Source organism: Leeuwenhoekiella sp. A2 (genome assembly GCF_047946655.1).
Lineage (GTDB): Bacteria > Bacteroidota > Bacteroidia > Flavobacteriales > Flavobacteriaceae > Leeuwenhoekiella.
Map to the genome: position 1 here is coordinate 2962809 of NZ_CP172311.1, position 17147 is coordinate 2979955.

General features: G+C 33.1%; 12 protein-coding genes. 10 read left to right on the plus strand and 2 right to left on the minus strand.

The annotated features are described in order from the left end of the window. Positions 1-71 precede the first annotated feature (71 nt). Both ACH3PA_RS13065 and sbcD read right to left on the minus strand, forming a co-directional pair. Positions 72-3098: an AAA family ATPase gene (locus ACH3PA_RS13065; protein ID WP_416448230.1), complete on the minus strand. Its 3027-nt coding sequence runs from the start codon at positions 3096-3098 to the stop codon at positions 72-74. A gap of 1 nt (position 3099) precedes the next feature. Continuing rightward, on the minus strand, positions 3100-4317 hold the full coding sequence (gene sbcD, locus ACH3PA_RS13070; RefSeq protein ID WP_416448231.1) for an exonuclease subunit SbcD: 1218 nt from the start codon (positions 4315-4317) through the stop codon (positions 3100-3102). 409 nt (positions 4318-4726) lie between these two features. Between sbcD and nusG the strand changes: the two genes are divergently transcribed. The 10 genes from nusG to ACH3PA_RS13120 all read left to right on the plus strand — a co-directional run bounded on the left by nusG (position 4727) and on the right by ACH3PA_RS13120 (position 17028). Next, on the plus strand, positions 4727-5197 hold the full coding sequence (nusG, locus tag ACH3PA_RS13075) for a transcription termination/antitermination protein NusG (protein ID WP_416448232.1): 471 nt from the start codon (positions 4727-4729) through the stop codon (positions 5195-5197). 264 nt (positions 5198-5461) lie between these two features. After that, a complete protein-coding gene (gmd, locus tag ACH3PA_RS13080) occupies positions 5462-6574 on the plus strand; it encodes a GDP-mannose 4,6-dehydratase (protein ID WP_416448233.1) in 1113 nt (370 codons plus the stop codon). Positions 6575-6718: 144 nt separating this feature from the next. Continuing rightward, a complete protein-coding gene (locus ACH3PA_RS13085) occupies positions 6719-7927 on the plus strand; it encodes a GDP-L-fucose synthase family protein (RefSeq protein WP_416448234.1) in 1209 nt (402 codons plus the stop codon). 214 nt (positions 7928-8141) lie between these two features. Beyond that, on the plus strand, positions 8142-9671 hold the full coding sequence (locus ACH3PA_RS13090; protein WP_416448235.1) for an MATE family efflux transporter: 1530 nt from the start codon (positions 8142-8144) through the stop codon (positions 9669-9671). A gap of 14 nt (positions 9672-9685) precedes the next feature. Next, the gene (locus tag ACH3PA_RS13095) at positions 9686-11095 is read left to right on the plus strand and encodes a Coenzyme F420 hydrogenase/dehydrogenase, beta subunit C-terminal domain (RefSeq protein WP_416448236.1); all 1410 of its coding nucleotides are present in this window, start codon (positions 9686-9688) and stop codon (positions 11093-11095) included. Between the two features lie 32 nt (positions 11096-11127). Continuing rightward, a complete protein-coding gene (locus ACH3PA_RS13100; protein WP_416448237.1) occupies positions 11128-12258 on the plus strand; it encodes a polysaccharide pyruvyl transferase family protein in 1131 nt (376 codons plus the stop codon). 134 nt (positions 12259-12392) lie between these two features. Further along, positions 12393-13424, plus strand: a complete 1032-nt coding sequence (locus ACH3PA_RS13105; RefSeq protein ID WP_416448238.1) for a glycosyltransferase family 4 protein — start codon at positions 12393-12395, stop codon at positions 13422-13424. Between the two features lie 61 nt (positions 13425-13485). Continuing rightward, positions 13486-14406: a glycosyltransferase gene (locus ACH3PA_RS13110; protein ID WP_416448239.1), complete on the plus strand. Its 921-nt coding sequence runs from the start codon at positions 13486-13488 to the stop codon at positions 14404-14406. Positions 14407-14974: 568 nt separating this feature from the next. Beyond that, positions 14975-15646, plus strand: a complete 672-nt coding sequence (locus ACH3PA_RS13115; RefSeq protein ID WP_416448240.1) for a sulfotransferase family 2 domain-containing protein — start codon at positions 14975-14977, stop codon at positions 15644-15646. 344 nt (positions 15647-15990) lie between these two features. Further along, positions 15991-17028 carry a hypothetical protein gene (locus ACH3PA_RS13120; protein WP_416448241.1) on the plus strand — a complete coding sequence of 346 codons (1038 nt, stop codon included), beginning with the start codon at positions 15991-15993 and terminating at the stop codon, positions 17026-17028. Positions 17029-17147 lie beyond the last annotated feature (119 nt).

Genomic DNA, 17147 nt, shown 5'->3' on the forward strand with positions numbered 1-17147 from the left:
ATTCATACCAAAAGAGCCTTGATTATTCGAGGCTCTTTTTATTTACTAAAAGCTGTGTAAGTTGAGGCAAATTAATGTTGTACAATCTCTAATGAGCTATACCCTTGTCCATTTCGCGTAAGCTGTATTTGCGTGCCTATTCTTTCTTTTAAAGAATCTACATGGCTTATTATACCTATTGTTTTAGACGATTCTGCCTGTAATTTCTCAAGCGTATCCAGCGTTTGATCGAGCATTTCCGGGTCTAGCGTCCCAAAACCTTCGTCTATAAAAAGGCTGTTGATCTCAACATTCTTAGAAGCCAGATCTGAAAGCGCAAGCGCCATAGAAAGACTCAAAATAAAAGTTTCTCCACCAGAAAGTGTTTTTACAGAGCGACGCTGCCCGCCCATATGATCATCAATCGCCATCAGGCTATCATCTTCATCCTCCAGCGGTTTGTCTATGCGATAGCGGTCACTCAAACTTTCCAGACGTTTATTTGCAAGTTGAATAAGTTGAGAAAGTGTAAGATCCTGCGCAAACTCGTTAAAGCGTTTTCCTGTACTGTCGCCTATTAATTCATTAAGCAAACGCCAGCGTTTTATCGCTTTTTCCTTATCTGTAATTGTGCCTTTTAATCTATTAAGCTCAGTCAGATTTTCATCTTCGTTTTTTAATAGTCGGCGATTATGTTCACACTGGGTATTTAAGATCTCCTGGTTTTTATGGGATTCTCTTAGTTTTTCCTGCAGTTCTATTTCCGCTTGAGTAGTGTCTTGTTCTTCTAAAATTGTATGTTGTTTTTGCAGTGTTTTTAAAGAAGCAGCTTGAGCCGAAATCTTGTTTTTAAGATTTTCACGTTCTTCTCTTAAAGCGTTGTAAGTAGCATTAGGTAAAAGTAATCGCATGGCGTCATCAAGCGAATTGATCTCTTTTTGAGCTATAAAAACTTCTAAATCTGCGGTAATCTCATCAAAAGCACGGGTCTTGGTGTTGATCTTTAGAATTAAATCCTCAATCGCTTTTGTAATTGCGGTTTGGTTTTCACGATAAGTAATAAATGTGTTGTGAAAATCCTGGCAATCTTTATTGATGTTGTTACCGCCGTATAGATTTTTGTAATCTGTTTTTAAGGCTTTACCATCTTTTTCTACCGATTTCAACTCGTTTAGAAGCGGTTTTGAAGCATCTAAAGCCGATTTTTTGCGCAGTGCTTTTTCGTATGAATCTAAAGCCTGCAGTTTACTTTCAACCTGCTCAATGACTTCAAGCCAATTTTCATTTTCTTTAAAGTGCGTTGAGTACTCCTGTTTAAATTTTTCCTTCAGCGATTCATGATCTTTGTTGAGATGAATAAGTTTATTATCGATTTTCTTAGACTGATCTTTTAAAAATGCAATGCGAGTTTCACTTTGCGTGAAATTACGCTGAGCCTCTTTTAGGTCACTTTCTGCTTTGTTTATTTCGTTTGCCAGTTCATTTTTTAAATCTGGAGTGTGAACGGCAAACGGGTGATGAAGAGCGCCACATAACGGGCAGGGCTCACCATCTTCTAGCTCGCTGCGCGATTGCTCAAGACTTGCGATGCGGGCCTCATATTTTTCCTGCTGGCGTAGCTTTTCTAATTGGGTTTGCTGCAATTTTACGTGCATTGCTGCATGCTCTATCTGGGCAGGGAGTGATTTTAATTCCGGAAGGAATTGTTCTTTTTCAGCTTTCGCAGAAGCAATATCTGTCTGTAAGCGATTTATATTTTCGGTGAGGTTTTTAGCCTCTAAAGCGAGTTTTTCAAGCCTTTTTAACCGATTTTTTTCGGTTTCCGGATTTTGATCTTTTGTGAGCTGAATTTGTTGCTGAAGAATTTTCAGCTCCTGCGAAATAGTTTGACTTTGAAGGTTTAACTTTTCACCCACTAAATCTAAATCCTGATTCAGGTCAATTTCCAGATCACGTGTTTCTGAAGTAAGCGCCTGTAAAAGGGATTTCTTGAGTTCGCCTTTTTTAAACAAATCATCTCTAAGTGCGGTTACTTTTTCGCGGAAGCTGTCTATTTTTTCTGATAGGTTTTCATACGACACCGGTGAGGCAATGAACGCGGAAACATCTTCTACACATTTATCGAGGTTTTTAATGTTTTTTACCCGATTTTCATTCAATTTTTCCCGTTCTTCATTGAAGCTTTTTAGCTCATTTTTAGCCGTTTGCCATTGATTGAGCTTTTCTGCCTGCTCATATACTTTTTCATGTCCTGCCAGGACTTTACCATTAGCTTCCTGAAAATTAAACAGTGCTTTCTCACTCATGGCTTTGCCAGCCGTTACTTGGGCTAATTCTTCTTTAAGATTAGCCAATTGTTTCTTTAGCGCAAGCTGTTTTTCAAGGCTTTTAACCGATTTTTGCTCGTTTTCAAGCGATTTTTGCCAGGTTTCTAATTCGTTTTTTAATTGTGTTTTTGAATCGGCTTCCAGCAGTTTTGTTGTGATTATAGCGATTTGTTGCTGCTGTTGCTCAATTTCTTTAGAGACCTGTTTGTGTTTTTCATACGTTTTTCTGCCAATCTCACGATAGATCCAGGTACCTGTGATTTTCTCAAGCAACTCACCGCGTTCTGCTTTATCAACTTTTAAAAACTGGGCAAATTCGCCCTGAGCGAGTAGAACAGATTTTATAAATTGATTGTAGTTAAGGCCAATTAATTCTTCATTTTTTGAAGGAACATCAGACTTTTTAAGATCTAGAAGTTTATCTGAATCAAGATCCTGAATCTGCATTTCGTAATCGCGCAGATTGTCGTTTCTGTTTGTTGAAATACTCCAGGTAGATTCATAATTCCCATTTTTACAACTGTAGGCAATTTTCGCGTAAGCTTCTTTTTGATTACGGGTAAGAATAGCACCTTTTTTAATGATGTCTTTGTCTTTACTAATTTTCCCAATACGCGGAACCTGATTAAAAAGAGCAAGTGCAATAACGTCAAGAATCGTGCTTTTACCGCTGCCGGTAGGGCCGGTGATGGCAAATAGCGAATTTTGAGGAAAAGGTTCTTTTGTGAAATCTATCACGTGCTCGCCTTTCAGTGAATTTATGTTTTGAAATTGGATCTTTAAAATCTTCATTCTAACTATTTATGGGGTTTTGCACTTCTTCCAGAATTTCGTCAAAAGCGCTGAGTATATCCTGTTTGTCTTCCTGATTAAGGTCTTGTTGATCTACCAGTTTTATGAAAACGTCTTTAGGCTTAAGATCTTCAAGCTGTTGATTACTCTCATAAAGTGCAGAAGTTCCCTGCAGATTCTCATCAAAATCTGTATAATTTTTCACGATCTGATAACCGGATTTTTCAAATTGAGAAGTAAGCTGATCAAATTGGTAGATTTTTTGAGCATCATATTTAGGCTCTTTTAAAACAACTTCAATAAGGTGATCAAGACCGTCATGACCTGGCAGATTATTTAAACTTTGGGCCAATTGAGAGAGGTTTCCGCTTACGCGAATTAATTTTCTGAAAGAAGGAACTGAAATGCTTTGGGGTTCCCAGCCTGTTGCGGTATCTATTATCAAAACACGTTTTTCATCCTTTCGCTCACTGAATGAAAGAGGAATAGGGGAGCCGCTATAAAACGTGGGCACAAGCGCATTTACACGTTGCGGTTTATGAATATGTCCCAAAGCGATATATTTGAAATACTCGCCAAACTGACTCGCCTGAAAAGCCGCCTGATTGCCAATTTGTATCTCGCGCTCACTATCTGAAGTTTCTGTACCGGCAGTATATAAATGACCCATAGCAATAACGGGAATGTTAGGAAATTGCATTTTGCATAATGCTTCTGCAGCTTTAAATGTATTTGCAATTCCTTCACGAATGGCTTCTACGCGATCGTCATAACTTACTCCTTCATTGCCTTTTCTCAGGTCGGAATCACGCAGGTAGGGGAGAGCGACAACGATCATTTCTAAGTCGCCTGCTTTATTTTTTACAAGAATTAAAGTTTGAGTGATGTCTTGAGGTAAACCCCCTATAACTTCAATATCCAGATTGCGCAAAATCTCTTGTGGCGCATCTAGCATGGCCGGTGAATCATGATTACCACCGGTTAGAATTATTTTACAATTGAGATTTCTAAGTTTTAAAAGTGATTTATAATATTGGGTACGAGCTTCTGAAGATGGATTTGCAAGGTCAAAAATATCACCACTTACCAGTAAAACCTCAATCGCTTGTGATTTGATGGTAGCGCAAAGCCATTCAATAAACAGAGCAAAATCTTCTTTAAGCTCATGCTTTTGTAGTTTTTTACCAATATGCCAGTCGGCAGTGTGAAGAATTTTCATAGCATTTATTAATCGTAAGCAATATACAAACCTCTTCTTTCAAACTAAAGAAGAGTTTAAATGTTGAGTTCCTATTTATGTATAAACCTATATAAAAAATATTTTGTTTGATTGTTGTATAATTAATACTGTTTTGTACTGAGTTGGATAAATTATGTGCTATATTATCATCCCATGTATTTGAAGAATTCATGATTGGGTATAAATTGTACAAATTAGATTGTTTTTTTTAATTCATTTATTATTCTAATTCTGTAGTCGTTGCAACATATCCCATATAAAGCAATTAACTTGAAACGGGGATTTTTCCCCGTTTCGCAAGAGTGCTAATTAAGCATTATTCAGCTTTTCTAATTTTTCTTACTTTCGAAATATAATTTCCCCTCTAATTTTATAAATATTCTTTTATATGAATTGGTATGTACTATGTGTAAAAAAAGGGAAAGAAAAGAAAGTAGCAGAAGCGCTTAGAAAAGATAATATTGAAGTTTATTGCCCTTTAAGGACAGAAGTAAGACAGTGGAGCGATAGAAAGAAAAAAGTTGAGATAGCACTCTTTCCCGCATACGTATTTATAAAGCTTGAGCCTAAAGACCGTAATTGTGTTTTTATAATCCCTTTTGTGTTTAAATATTTATTTTGGTTGGGGAAACCGGCTATTGTACAAAACAGTGAGATAGAAGCAATAGATAAATGGCAAAAAGGGCAGTATGATGTCAACTATTCTTTAAGTAGGGGAGATAGAGTTACATTGCAGAGTGGCCCATTTAAGGGACAGGATGCGATTATTGAAGAAGTTGGTAAAAAGAGACTTAAAATGCTTTTGTATAAATTAGGCTTGCATGTCAATACCACTAATAGTATGGTTTTAGCTTCTTAAGATTTAAATTGCTAATTTCTAATCTGTTAATTTCAACCTATGTTTTTTACGTATCATCGATACAAATCAGCTGAATATTATTTAATTATTAAAAGACGCGCTTGTTAACGTTTTTAACAATTAGAATGATATATTTGAGCCTGTAATACCGAAAATTGTTTCGGTCTTTTTTTCTTCCCCTTGAATTTATTTTAGTGACTCTCTTGTGAGTGGCAGCGGCGAAGCCGTATACAATTAATAAATTAATAACAGCTAAAAAATAGAATGAAAGTAGCATTTATCACAGGAGTGACTGGTCAGGACGGGGCTTATTTAAGTGAGTTCTTATTAAAAAAAGGATATATAGTACACGGATTGAAAAGGAGGGCTTCCCTTTTTAATACAGACCGTATCGACCATATTTATCAGGATCCACATGTAGAGAATCGTAATTTTATTTTGCATTACGGTGATATGACAGATAGTACTAATCTTATACGGTTGATCCAGGAAATTCAACCGGATGAAATCTACAATCTGGCTGCTATGAGCCATGTACAGGTATCTTTTGAAACACCGGAATACACAGGTAATGCTGATGGTCTAGGGACGCTGAGAATCTTAGATGCTGTTCGTCTATTAGGTCTTGAAAAGAAAACCCGAATTTATCAGGCATCTACTTCAGAACTGTATGGTAAGGTTCAGGAAGTTCCACAATCTGAAACCACACCATTTTACCCAAGAAGCCCTTATGCTGTGGCCAAAATGTATGCATACTGGATAACTGTAAATTACAGAGAAGCTTACGGGATGTTTGCGTGTAATGGTATTTTGTTCAATCATGAATCTCCAATTAGAGGTGAAACTTTTGTGACTAGAAAGATTACACGAGCTGCTGCCAGAATAGCTCTGGGGTTACAGGATAAGATCTACTTAGGAAATCTCGATGCGCAAAGAGATTGGGGTCATGCAAAGGATTATGTACGTATGATGTGGATGATACTTCAGGCAGAAGAGGCAGAGGACTGGGTGATTGCTACCGGTAAAACTACTCCGGTGCGTGATTTCGTAAAAATGGCTTTTGGTGAAGTTGGTATCGAATTAGAATTTAAAGGCGAGGGTGTTGATGAAAAAGGATATGTCAAGGGATGCACTAATCCTGAATTTCAGATTGAAATAGGAAAAGAAGTGCTGGCTGTAGATCCTAAATATTTCAGACCAACAGAAGTGGAGCTATTAATAGGAGATGCTTCAAAAGCAAATAACAAATTGGGCTGGACACCTAAATATGACTTAAAAGATCTTGTAAAAGATATGATGGCCGGGGATGTGAAGCTGATGCAGAAGGATCAACATCTGCAAAGTGGAGGTTACCAGACTTTCAACTATTACGAATAGTTCAGGCTTGAATATTGTGCTTAATCTATTTCTTGAATTACATAAGTCAGTTATAGGATTATTTCACATAGAGCTTGTCGAAATGTAAACGAAGTGAATCTTACAAATAAGTTAGGTGACTTTTTGGAAAAGAGAAATCAATAAATGAATAAAGATTCTAAAATATATATAGCTGGTCATCGCGGACTTGTAGGAAGTGCTATTCTAAAGAACCTCCAGGTTAAAGGGTATAGCAATTTTGTAACACGTACTCATAAAGAACTTGATCTTACTGATGGTGCAGTTGTGGCGAAGTTCTTTGAAGAGGAAAAACCCGAATATGTTTTTCTGGCAGCAGCTAAAGTGGGAGGCATTGTTGCGAATAACACGTATCGTGCAGATTTTATCTATGCTAATCTGATGATACAGAACAATGTCATTCATCAGGCTTATAAGCACGGGGTGAAAAAATTGATGTTTTTGGGAAGCACCTGTATTTACCCCAAGAATTGTCCTCAACCCATGAAAGAGGAATATCTCTTGACGGATACCTTAGAGTATACCAATGAACCTTATGCCATAGCCAAGATAGCTGGTATCAAAATGTGCGAAAGCTATAATTTGCAGTACGGGACGAACTTTATTTCGGTCATGCCTACAAATCTGTATGGCCCAAATGATAATTTTGATCTGGAGAAATCCCACGTCTTACCCGCACTGATTAGAAAGATGCACCTGGGCAGAGCGTTAGAGAATAACGACTGGGAAGCCATAAGAAAAGACCTAAATAGGTTACCAATAGAAGGTACTGACGGTTCATCATCTAAAGATAAAATACTTAATATTTTATCAAAGTATGGAATTCAAAGTTCCTCTCCCTCCGGGAGAGGCCAGGTGAGGGTGGAGATCTGGGGCAGCGGGAAACCAATGCGTGAATTCTTATGGAGTGAAGACATGGCGGATGCTTGTGTCTTTCTTATGGAAAACCGCGATTTTAAAGATATTGTTTGTCAGGCTGAGCCTGCCGAATCCCTTACACAGAGAGATAATGGAAGAAGTCATCCTGAACTTGATTCAGGATCGCATCAAGCTGATGACTCTTCCGCTAATGGGAGAGGCCGGGAGAGGGAAATAAGAAACACTCACATCAACATAGGGACCGGAAAAGACATTTCAATTAAAGATCTTGCCGAACTCATCAAAAAAACGGTGGGTTTTACGGGAAAACTGGTCTTTAATACCCAAAAACCAGATGGAACAATGAAGAAACTCACCGATGTTTCTAAGTTGAAAGAATTGGGATGGGAGTATAAAGTTGAATTGCAAGACGGTGTAAATCAGATATATGCGTGGTATAATAACGCGAATTATTAATAATAGAATTACAAGGATTTAAATGAATTGGTTAAAGCATATTGCAATAATATCTTATTATATCCATAATTATTATGTATACGTGCTTACTTCTTAATTGTTATTGTTCAATTTTAATTCTTTTACAAAAGCAATAGAGATTAAAAAGTTTATTAAGATGATGAAATATGAAGTATGAGAGAAAATTTTATTTAACAAATATGATAATTAACAATTGAAAGCAGCAAATAGAGTAGTCGCTAATACGGCAATTCTCTACGGTAGGATGTTGCTTACCATGGGAATTAGTTTATATTCTACGCGTTTGGTGCTTAATGCTCTGGGTAGTACAGATTACGGTATTTATAATCTGGTAGCAGGGATTATAGTGATGTTGTCTTTTTTGAACAGCGCAATGGCTACTTCATCACAACGGTATTTGTCTTATCATCAGGGTAAAAAGGATATACAGAAGCAAAAAGAAGTATTTACCAATAGTTTTTTTTTACATATTATAATTGGTTTTATTTTAGTGCTAAGTCTGGAAATTGCAGGTTTATTTCTATTTGATGGATTTTTAAATATTCCTGCAGATCGTATAGTAAGTGCCAGGATTATTTACCATTATATGGCGGTGACTGTTTTTTTTACCGTAATTACTGTCCCGTTTAACGCATTGCTCATCGCGCATGAGAATATGCTGTGGGTAGCTTTTGTTAATATCATTGAAACCTTATTAAAATTAGGTATCGCTTTATTATTATATGTGGTAAGTAGTGATAAATTGGTGGTATATGGGATGCTTACGGCCAGTATTGTAATTTTCAGTTTTGTTCTCTATGCTTCATTTTGTTTAAAGAAATATCCTGAGTGTACTTTTAAGGGGGTAATGAAACCTGAAAAATCTTTTATAAAAGATCTAACCTCTTTTGCCGGTTGGAACTTGTTTGGAGCACTTTGTGGTATGGGAAGAAATCAAGGCATTGCTGTTATTCTTAATTTATTTTTGGGTGCGGCTGTCAATGCCGCTTACGGTATAGCTAATCAAGTTTCCGGTCAAATGATTTTTTTATCCGCCACTTTACTTAGAGCCTTGAATCCCCAAATAATGAAAAGTGAAGGCGCTAATGATAGAGTTAGAATGTTGCGGTTAGCTAATATGGCAAGTAAATTTAGTTTTTATCTAATAGCTTTTATTGCTATCCCCAGCATTTTCGAGATGAAATCAATTTTGGGATTGTGGCTTGTTAATGTTCCACCTTTAACTGTTATATTTTGCAATTTAATTTTAATAGGAATTTTAACTAATCAGCTTACGATAGGGCTACAATCTGCTTTTCAGGCAATTGGTGATATAAAATTCTATCAAATTATAGTGGGTTCACTTTTACTTCTAAATTTACCAGTTTCATATATATTATTGTACAATGGCTATCCTGCATATAGTGTGTTAATTAGTTACATAATTACTGAATTTATTGCTTGTGTAATGAGGGTCTATCTTTTCAAGCGTAAAGCAAATTTTTCTATTACTAACTATCTTAAGAATGTAACATTAAAAGAAATATACCCGGTATTAGGATCTTGTCTTATTTGTTTTTTATGTGTTCAAAATTTAGAATTTAAATGGCGTTTAATCGTCACTTATGGAACATCAATATTACTATTTATAACATTAGCTTATTTTTTCGGTTTGGAGTCCGATGAAAAAAGATTTATTAAACAAACTAGATCCAATTTGATTTTAAAATTTAAAAAAAGTTAGTTTATTTTTAAAGTATGGTCGAAAAATTTAAGACAGAACATTTATTTGAAACCGTTGTAAAAGGTGGTTATTGTGTAGGATGTGGCGCCTGCGCAGCTATTAAAGACTCCCCCATTGAAATGGAATTTGATGAGTTTGGGAAATATCGCCCAAAACTTGACCCTTCAAAAATAGACACTACAGAAGGTTCAACATTAAAGGTTTGTCCTTTTTCAGATGAAAGTTTAGATGAAGATATTATTGGTAAAGAACTTTATTCTGATAATTCAGTGAAACATGATAAGTTAGGATATATCTCATCTACTTATGCAGGGTATGTGGAAGAAGACGAGTATAGAGCAAACGGTAGTTCTGGAGGTTTGGGGACTTGGGTAGTTTCAGAATTGTTTAAGAAAAATCTTATAGATGGAGTAATTCACGTTCGCAGTAAAGAGATAAATCCAGAAAACTCAACCCTATTTCAATACACAATATCCAATGACTTAGCAAGTATTTATCAGGGCGCAAAATCAAGATACTACCCAATAGAACTATCAAAAGTAGTTCAAATGGTTAGAAATACACCTGGACGATATGCAATAGTAGGACTTCCATGTTTTATTAAATCTATTAGACTCTTACAAAGAGAGGACTCTGTTATAAAAGATAGAATAAAATTTTGCATAGGTTTAGTTTGTGGTCATTTAAAAAGCGCAAATTTTGGAAATATGTGGGCCTGGCAAATTGGAGTTAATCCCAAATCCTTAAAGGAAATCAATTTTAGAACAAAGTTAAGTGGTTTTGGAGCCAATCAATATGGTGTTACAGTTAGAGGTGAAGTAGATGGTACCGAAAAAACAGTAGTCAGTCCACCGTTAAATCAGTTATATGGTGGTAATTGGGGATGGGGCTTATTTAAATACAAAGCATGTGATTATTGTGATGATGTAGTTGCAGAAACTGCTGATGTCACCATTGGGGATGCCTGGCTTCCGCAGTATTTAAATGAAAGCAAAGGAACAAATGTTTTAATCATTAGAAATAAAACAATTGAAAATTTAATTAATAAAGCATACAAAGAGAAAAGATTGTATTTAGATAGCCTCCCAGCAGATAAAGTTGTAGATTCTCAGAAAAGTGGCTTTTCACATAGACGGGAAGGTCTGGCATATAGATTAGCCTTACAAGACGAAAAACAAATTTGGAGACCTAAGAAGAGAGTTAACGCTGATAGAGATGCTGTATCAGATCTAATAAAGAAGCGATTAGATCTTAGGATTAAAATAGCTTCAAATAGTCATACGGCTTTTAAACATGCTATGGAAGGGAATAATTTTAAACTTTTTGTAGAAGAATTAAGACCTTTAATTACTCAGTATCAGAAACTATACAAATCTCCGTTATGGAAACGAGTTGTAAGAAAAGTATTAAAATTTAAATCTTAAATAAATATTATTAGATTTATAAAGAATAAAAAATGAAAATAGGAATCATCACTTTTTGGGAATCTAACAACAACTATGGACAGATTTTGCAGTTGTTTGCCATGCAAACCATATTAAAAAGAATGGGGCATGAACCTTTTCTTATCAAGTACCACAGAGTGCCTCCGGTAGAACAAATTGATTTCTTAACGAAATTAAAAAATATTAATCTATTGCGTTCTATAAAATACCGCTTACAAGCTCCTGTACGCAAAAAATCTTTGTTATTAGATGAGAAGCGTAGCTTTAGCAACTTTAAAAATGAATTTATTTGCTTTGGAGAAAAGGATTACTATAATCTTAACGCTTTACAAAATGATCCGCCCAAGGCAGATGCATATATTACCGGTAGTGATCAAGTATGGAATCATACTTTTAAAGTTTCAGCAGAGGCATTTTTATTGGGTTTTGGGGCTAAGTCAATAAAACGTATTGCATATGCAGCAAGTTATGGCGTAAAAGCCCAAGATGGACTAACTCAACATATGTTTAAGAAATATCTCGAAAATTTTAGCGGTATAAGCGTACGCGAGAAAAGTGGATTAGAATTAACAAAAAAACTTGGTTTTAAAGCTAATTGGGTTCTAGATCCCACGATGCTCTTTACAGCTAAGCAGTGGATTGAACTTTTGAAGTTAGGAGATATTGGAGATAGTCCAGGAGTTAAAAAGGATCAAATCTTTATGTATATGTTGGGGAATAGCGAAATAAAGGATAAGGAAAAATTTATTATTCATGCTAAGCAGAAGACAGATTTTAAAATTATTCATGCTACTGCAAATAATGATTTTACTGGTAATGCCTATCCTACCATACCTGAATGGATATATTACATCAGTACTTCTAAATTAGTTATTACTACCTCTTTTCATGGCATGATATTTTGTATACTAAACAATACTAATTTTATTGTATTACCCAATACTGGACATGCTGAGGGTATGAATGAACGTATTGAGAGTATGCTTAATTTTCTTGGAATGGGAGATCATATAATGACATGTTTTTCTCATAAACAATTTGAGGCTATTTTAAAAAAAGAAATTAATTGGGAAGACATTAATCAGGATTTATTAAAGTGGCGTGAAGAATCAATTTTGTTTTTGACAGAGAAATTAATTTGACCCATGTAAAAAATAACATCTTATCATCCTTATTATCAAAATATACACTGCGAGATTGTAAATTGATGAAGATATTAAAGTTAATGACTATTAGATCACCTAAGATAAAAATTCTAACACCTTAATTAAAGAGTATGAAAATAGTGTTTGACCCATCTATAGGAACCACAAATAATTATGTCAATATTCTAGTTGTTGGTTTTAAAGAGCGGGGTTATACAGTTTTCTCTTTAAAGGAAGTTTTTAAAAATTATAATGACTTTATTAGTGTTAAAATAGTTCACTTAAATTGGTTTGAAAATGTAAACAGTTTATACGAATTTTTAAATAAAATAGCAAAAATCAGCTTATTATTCCTATTTAGAAAGAAAATAGTTTGGACATTACATAATAAACGTCCACATGTAAAAAATTTTCACCTACTACAAGAAATTCTTTTCAAATTACTGATTAGATCTGCAGATAAAATAGTCATTCATAGTAGGGAGAGTAGAAACCTACTCTTAGAAATAAATGAAAAGGTAGAACATAAAATAGTACATATACCCCATCCTAATTATATTGATTCTTATGGGGTCCGCAAGCATAGCAGTCTTAAACAATCTCACTTCTTAAATCTATTATTTGTAGGAGCAATAAAAGAATATAAAAATATTGAATTATTGATTGAAGTTGTTAATTCATTTAATTCAAATGATTTAAAATTAACAGTAGCCGGATTTTGCCCAGATCAAAGTTATGCAGAAGATATACAGAAATTAGGTCGTAATGGTAATGTAAAATTGGATATGCAATATGTTGATGATGAACAATTATTATATTATTTTAGTAAAAATGATCTATTAGTATTGCCATATGACATAAATAGTAGTTTAAATTCAGGTTCGGCGATGCTGGCATTTTCCTATGGTATATCTGTAATTTGTCCTGAAATAGGAACAATAAATGATATTGAAAATGATAACTGTTTATTTAAATATAATTATTCTTCTGAAAAAGAGCATAAAGATAATTTAAAGGCTCAAATTGAAAAGGCTATCAATCTTAAAAGGGAAAACAGTCTAATCTTAAAGGAGTGGGGAAATACTTTAAGAGAAGAGGTTAAAGTGAAAAATAATCAGGAAAAGATAGTTAGTTCTTTTATTTCACTTTATAAAAGTATATAGTAAAAGTGACAAGTAATAAATATGACAGTGCACTTGGCCTTTTAATTAGCAAACATTAAATGTGAAAAAATCATTAGATAGTACTTATTATTTTTCAATTATTATACCTCATTACAATTCACCTGATTTGTTGCAAAGGTGTATAGATTCGATTCCAAAAGATGAAAATATTGAAGTTATTATTGTAGATGATAATAGCGATTCTGATACAGTAGATTTTAATGCTTTCCCGGGTAAAGCCAGAGAAAATGTTAAACATATATTTTCAAAAGAAGGTAAAGGTGCTGGTTTTGCACGCAACTTGGGTTTAAAAAATGCAAATGGGAAATGGTTGATTTTTGCTGATGCCGATGACTTTTTTGAGAATGATGCATTTAGTTATTTTTATAAATATCTTAATCAAGAATGTGATATTGTTTATTTTGGTTCATCAAGTGTAAATAGTAAAACACTTGAACCAGCCCAAAGAAATAGGCATTATAATAATTTGGTCAACAATTGGGTGAAGGGTGAAACAATGGCTGAAGATTATTTAAGATATGGTTATTATGTACCGTGGGGAAAGATGATAAAGCAGGAGTTGATTAAAAATTACAATATTTATTTTGACGAAGTGCCCGCCTCAAATGATTTAATGTTTTCAGTTTTAACAGGTCATTATGCCAAGAAAATTATGGCAGATAATTTTCCAGTATATTGTATTACGGTTAATGAGGGCTCTCTAACAAAGACACCAAGTAAAAAAAATTTAAGATCTCGTTTTCTAGTTGCTATTCGCCATTATAAATTTATGGAAGAAATTAATAGGCCTCAGCTGCGACCTAAATTGATGCCGCAGATTGTCTATGCTATAAAATTGGAACCAAAAGAATTTTACTGGTATATCTCTATAGTGTATAGAAATAAAGTAAATATATTATTAGGTGCAGATAAATGGCCAAAAAAGATTTATAATCAAATTTTAGGACGTAGTAAAGAATAATTCATTAATACATAATATTATTAAGTAAAAACGAATCGATATTTTAAGTGAAGGATTGATTATTTTACCCCACTCTTTTTGGACATATTAATTTAAAATATTTATCAAATTAAGTTATGCTTCTTATCCTAAGGATACTTGCAGATATATTATTGAACTAAGGTTTTAGTCTATTTCTTTTGTAAATGTTAACTAAAATCATAGGTCTGTACCCACTAAAATGGATTGATTAGTGCAGATCAACAAGTAGCAGCAATTTTTCTTTAGTTTGTGATTATAATCAAATTATTTTCCGATGATTGTATACAACGATGAAAAAATAACGGGAAATAAATGTTTACACTATAACGCTATTTATTAATAGAAGAAAATTATTTTAGTTATAGAGGTTTAGAAATCTTTATCTATATAAGTAAAAAGAAAATTATTATTTCTTAAATTAATTTCCGATGCTGCAAAAAAAACATGTTATTACCATATTGAATTTTAAAAATAATTTATTTGGAATTATTTCTATTTTACCAAAAAACCATTTAAAAAATATAATAGGGTTTATCACCATCACTTAATGAAAACGGGTGGGACATCTTTAAACAATATGTTTATAAATTTATCATTGGGTACGAAAAAGGAAGATCTTTATTCGAAACTAATGCATTCTCCAGATCTTCGTATAATTAATAATGGGTGGATATATACTGCTTGGAATCATCTTATTGTAAGCTCTGGTCTTTATCATTATGCTTGGTCTCACAGACCACTCTATAAAACCTATCTTTCAGGAAATACATTTAAGATTACTTGTATACGCCATCCATATTTTAGAATCTTTTCAAGGTATAAACATATATCAAAGGAGAAGCAATTAGGTCAATTGGTGGATGGAAATAAAAAAGAATATAGTAGATTAGGCAGTAGTTTTTCAGAATACTTAAGTAATTGTCCGGTTACTGAATTGTGTCATCAATTATATATGTTTTCTAGCACTATGAATATAGAAGAAGGATTAAAAAATCTATCCAAAATGGATTATATAATAGATCTTGATACTTTTGAGGAGGATATAGGGCATATTAATAAAATCCTAGCTATTGAGTTAAAAGTAATACATAAACGTAAAAACAATGAACTTATTTTACCTGATTTGGAATCTAGTTATACGCATATTTCAGAAAAACTGAAACCAGAACTAGAGTTTTACTATAAAGCTAAGGAATTAAAAAATAATCATATCAATTAGGATAGATCGATTTACGTATATTTAAATTATTTGAGAGTATAATTTTCAGAATCAAACATAAATCATTTATTTTTTAAGATGGTCATAAAATTTGTAAAAAATTTAATTAACAAAATAATCTGTTAACTTTTTAATTTCCGCTTAAGTATATATAACTACATAATAATTTTGTACAATTCATGATTTTAATTCTTAGGATGATTGCCGATATGCTTTGGAATATAAAGATGGTCAATATTTTTGTCAATATTTTGTTAATTATTTTGATATTAAGACATGTAAGAAATGGCGTAATTAATAAGCGAGCGAGGAAACCCCTGATCTTAATCTTAATATTCTTTTGTATGATTTCTGTAAGCTTTCTAAAGGATATGAGTAGTGAGACATCTATTCTCTATTTTAAGATTACCTTTTCTATACTTGTTTTTTTATATGCTATTTTATATAAAGGAAATATATATAAGGACATTAAACTTTTGGAAAATTTTAGCTTAATCTTTATTTTTTTTAATTTTATACTGTCATTTTTACCTTTTGCTTATCAATACTGGGGACATGTTTATACTTTCAATGGTCTGTATTATTTCAAGACAGATGCAGCCTTGGCTATTGTAATTTTTCTTTCATTTATTTTATTAAGTCGTTCTTTAAACATCAAAGTGAAAATAATATTAGCCTTAATATCTCTATATTTAGTCTATTTAACAAATGCCCGTATTCATATACTTTCCATTTTTTTAGTAATAGGATTAAGCGTGGTAAACCAGAGTTTATTTATAGACTTTAAAAGAAAATTATTGAAGTACTCACTTCTTGGAGCTTTTCTGTTTATTGGTTTTATGGGGGTGTATAATACTTTTAGTGAAGGGGGGCTTAAAATAGATATTACAGGGGAGGATGCTTATGACAGTGCTAATCTCCAGGGCAGAGATAAAATATGGGAAGCCTTAATTAGAGGTTATAATGATGGGAGTAGTCTTGAACAATTGTTTGGAACTACATTGTTAAAAGATGTTAATATTGTTTCACTTTACTCTACAGATACCCATAATTCTCACAATAGTTTTTTGTTTTTTTTAATAGCCATAGGTATTGTTGGCTTGCTATTATTTTTTTACCTGACGTATATATTTTTGAAGCGTATAATATTTTACTCCAAAAGTTTTTCTAAAAAAAATAAATCAGAAAATCTTTATAAAATTTATATTATTTTAAACTTGAGTTTGGCACATACTGCCATTTTCCTTATTAGCAGTTTAACAAATTCTAATATTCTTTTTCAACAACAAACGTGGTTTTTCCTGTTTTTTACGGGCTACCTTTTCAATAGCAAATTCATTCATTATGTACAAGCAAGTTTTAGTCAAATGAAGCTGCCATAAAAAAGAGTCTCATTTAAATTTAATATCAGAATGAGGAAACAAAGATATATATCCAGACTATTTGGCAAAAGAAATAAAGAATGTACTGCATTAGATCTTTATTTAAGATTAGAGACTTA

What these genes read in the sequence shown, in the direction of transcription:
- ACH3PA_RS13065 (WP_416448230.1), bottom strand. Translation starts at nt 3,098, where the DNA reads ATGAAGATTTTAAAGATCCAATTTCAAAACATAAATTCACTGAAAGGC.
- sbcD (WP_416448231.1), bottom strand. Translation starts at nt 4,317, where the DNA reads ATGAAAATTCTTCACACTGCCGACTGGCATATTGGTAAAAAACTACAA.
- nusG (WP_416448232.1), top strand. Translation starts at nt 4,727, where the DNA reads ATGAATTGGTATGTACTATGTGTAAAAAAAGGGAAAGAAAAGAAAGTA.
- gmd (WP_416448233.1), top strand. Translation starts at nt 5,462, where the DNA reads ATGAAAGTAGCATTTATCACAGGAGTGACTGGTCAGGACGGGGCTTAT.
- ACH3PA_RS13085 (WP_416448234.1), top strand. Translation starts at nt 6,719, where the DNA reads ATGAATAAAGATTCTAAAATATATATAGCTGGTCATCGCGGACTTGTA.
- ACH3PA_RS13095 (WP_416448236.1), top strand. Translation starts at nt 9,686, where the DNA reads ATGGTCGAAAAATTTAAGACAGAACATTTATTTGAAACCGTTGTAAAA.
- ACH3PA_RS13100 (WP_416448237.1), top strand. Translation starts at nt 11,128, where the DNA reads ATGAAAATAGGAATCATCACTTTTTGGGAATCTAACAACAACTATGGA.
- ACH3PA_RS13105 (WP_416448238.1), top strand. Translation starts at nt 12,393, where the DNA reads ATGAAAATAGTGTTTGACCCATCTATAGGAACCACAAATAATTATGTC.
- ACH3PA_RS13115 (WP_416448240.1), top strand. Translation starts at nt 14,975, where the DNA reads ATGAAAACGGGTGGGACATCTTTAAACAATATGTTTATAAATTTATCA.
- ACH3PA_RS13120 (WP_416448241.1), top strand. Translation starts at nt 15,991, where the DNA reads ATGATTTCTGTAAGCTTTCTAAAGGATATGAGTAGTGAGACATCTATT.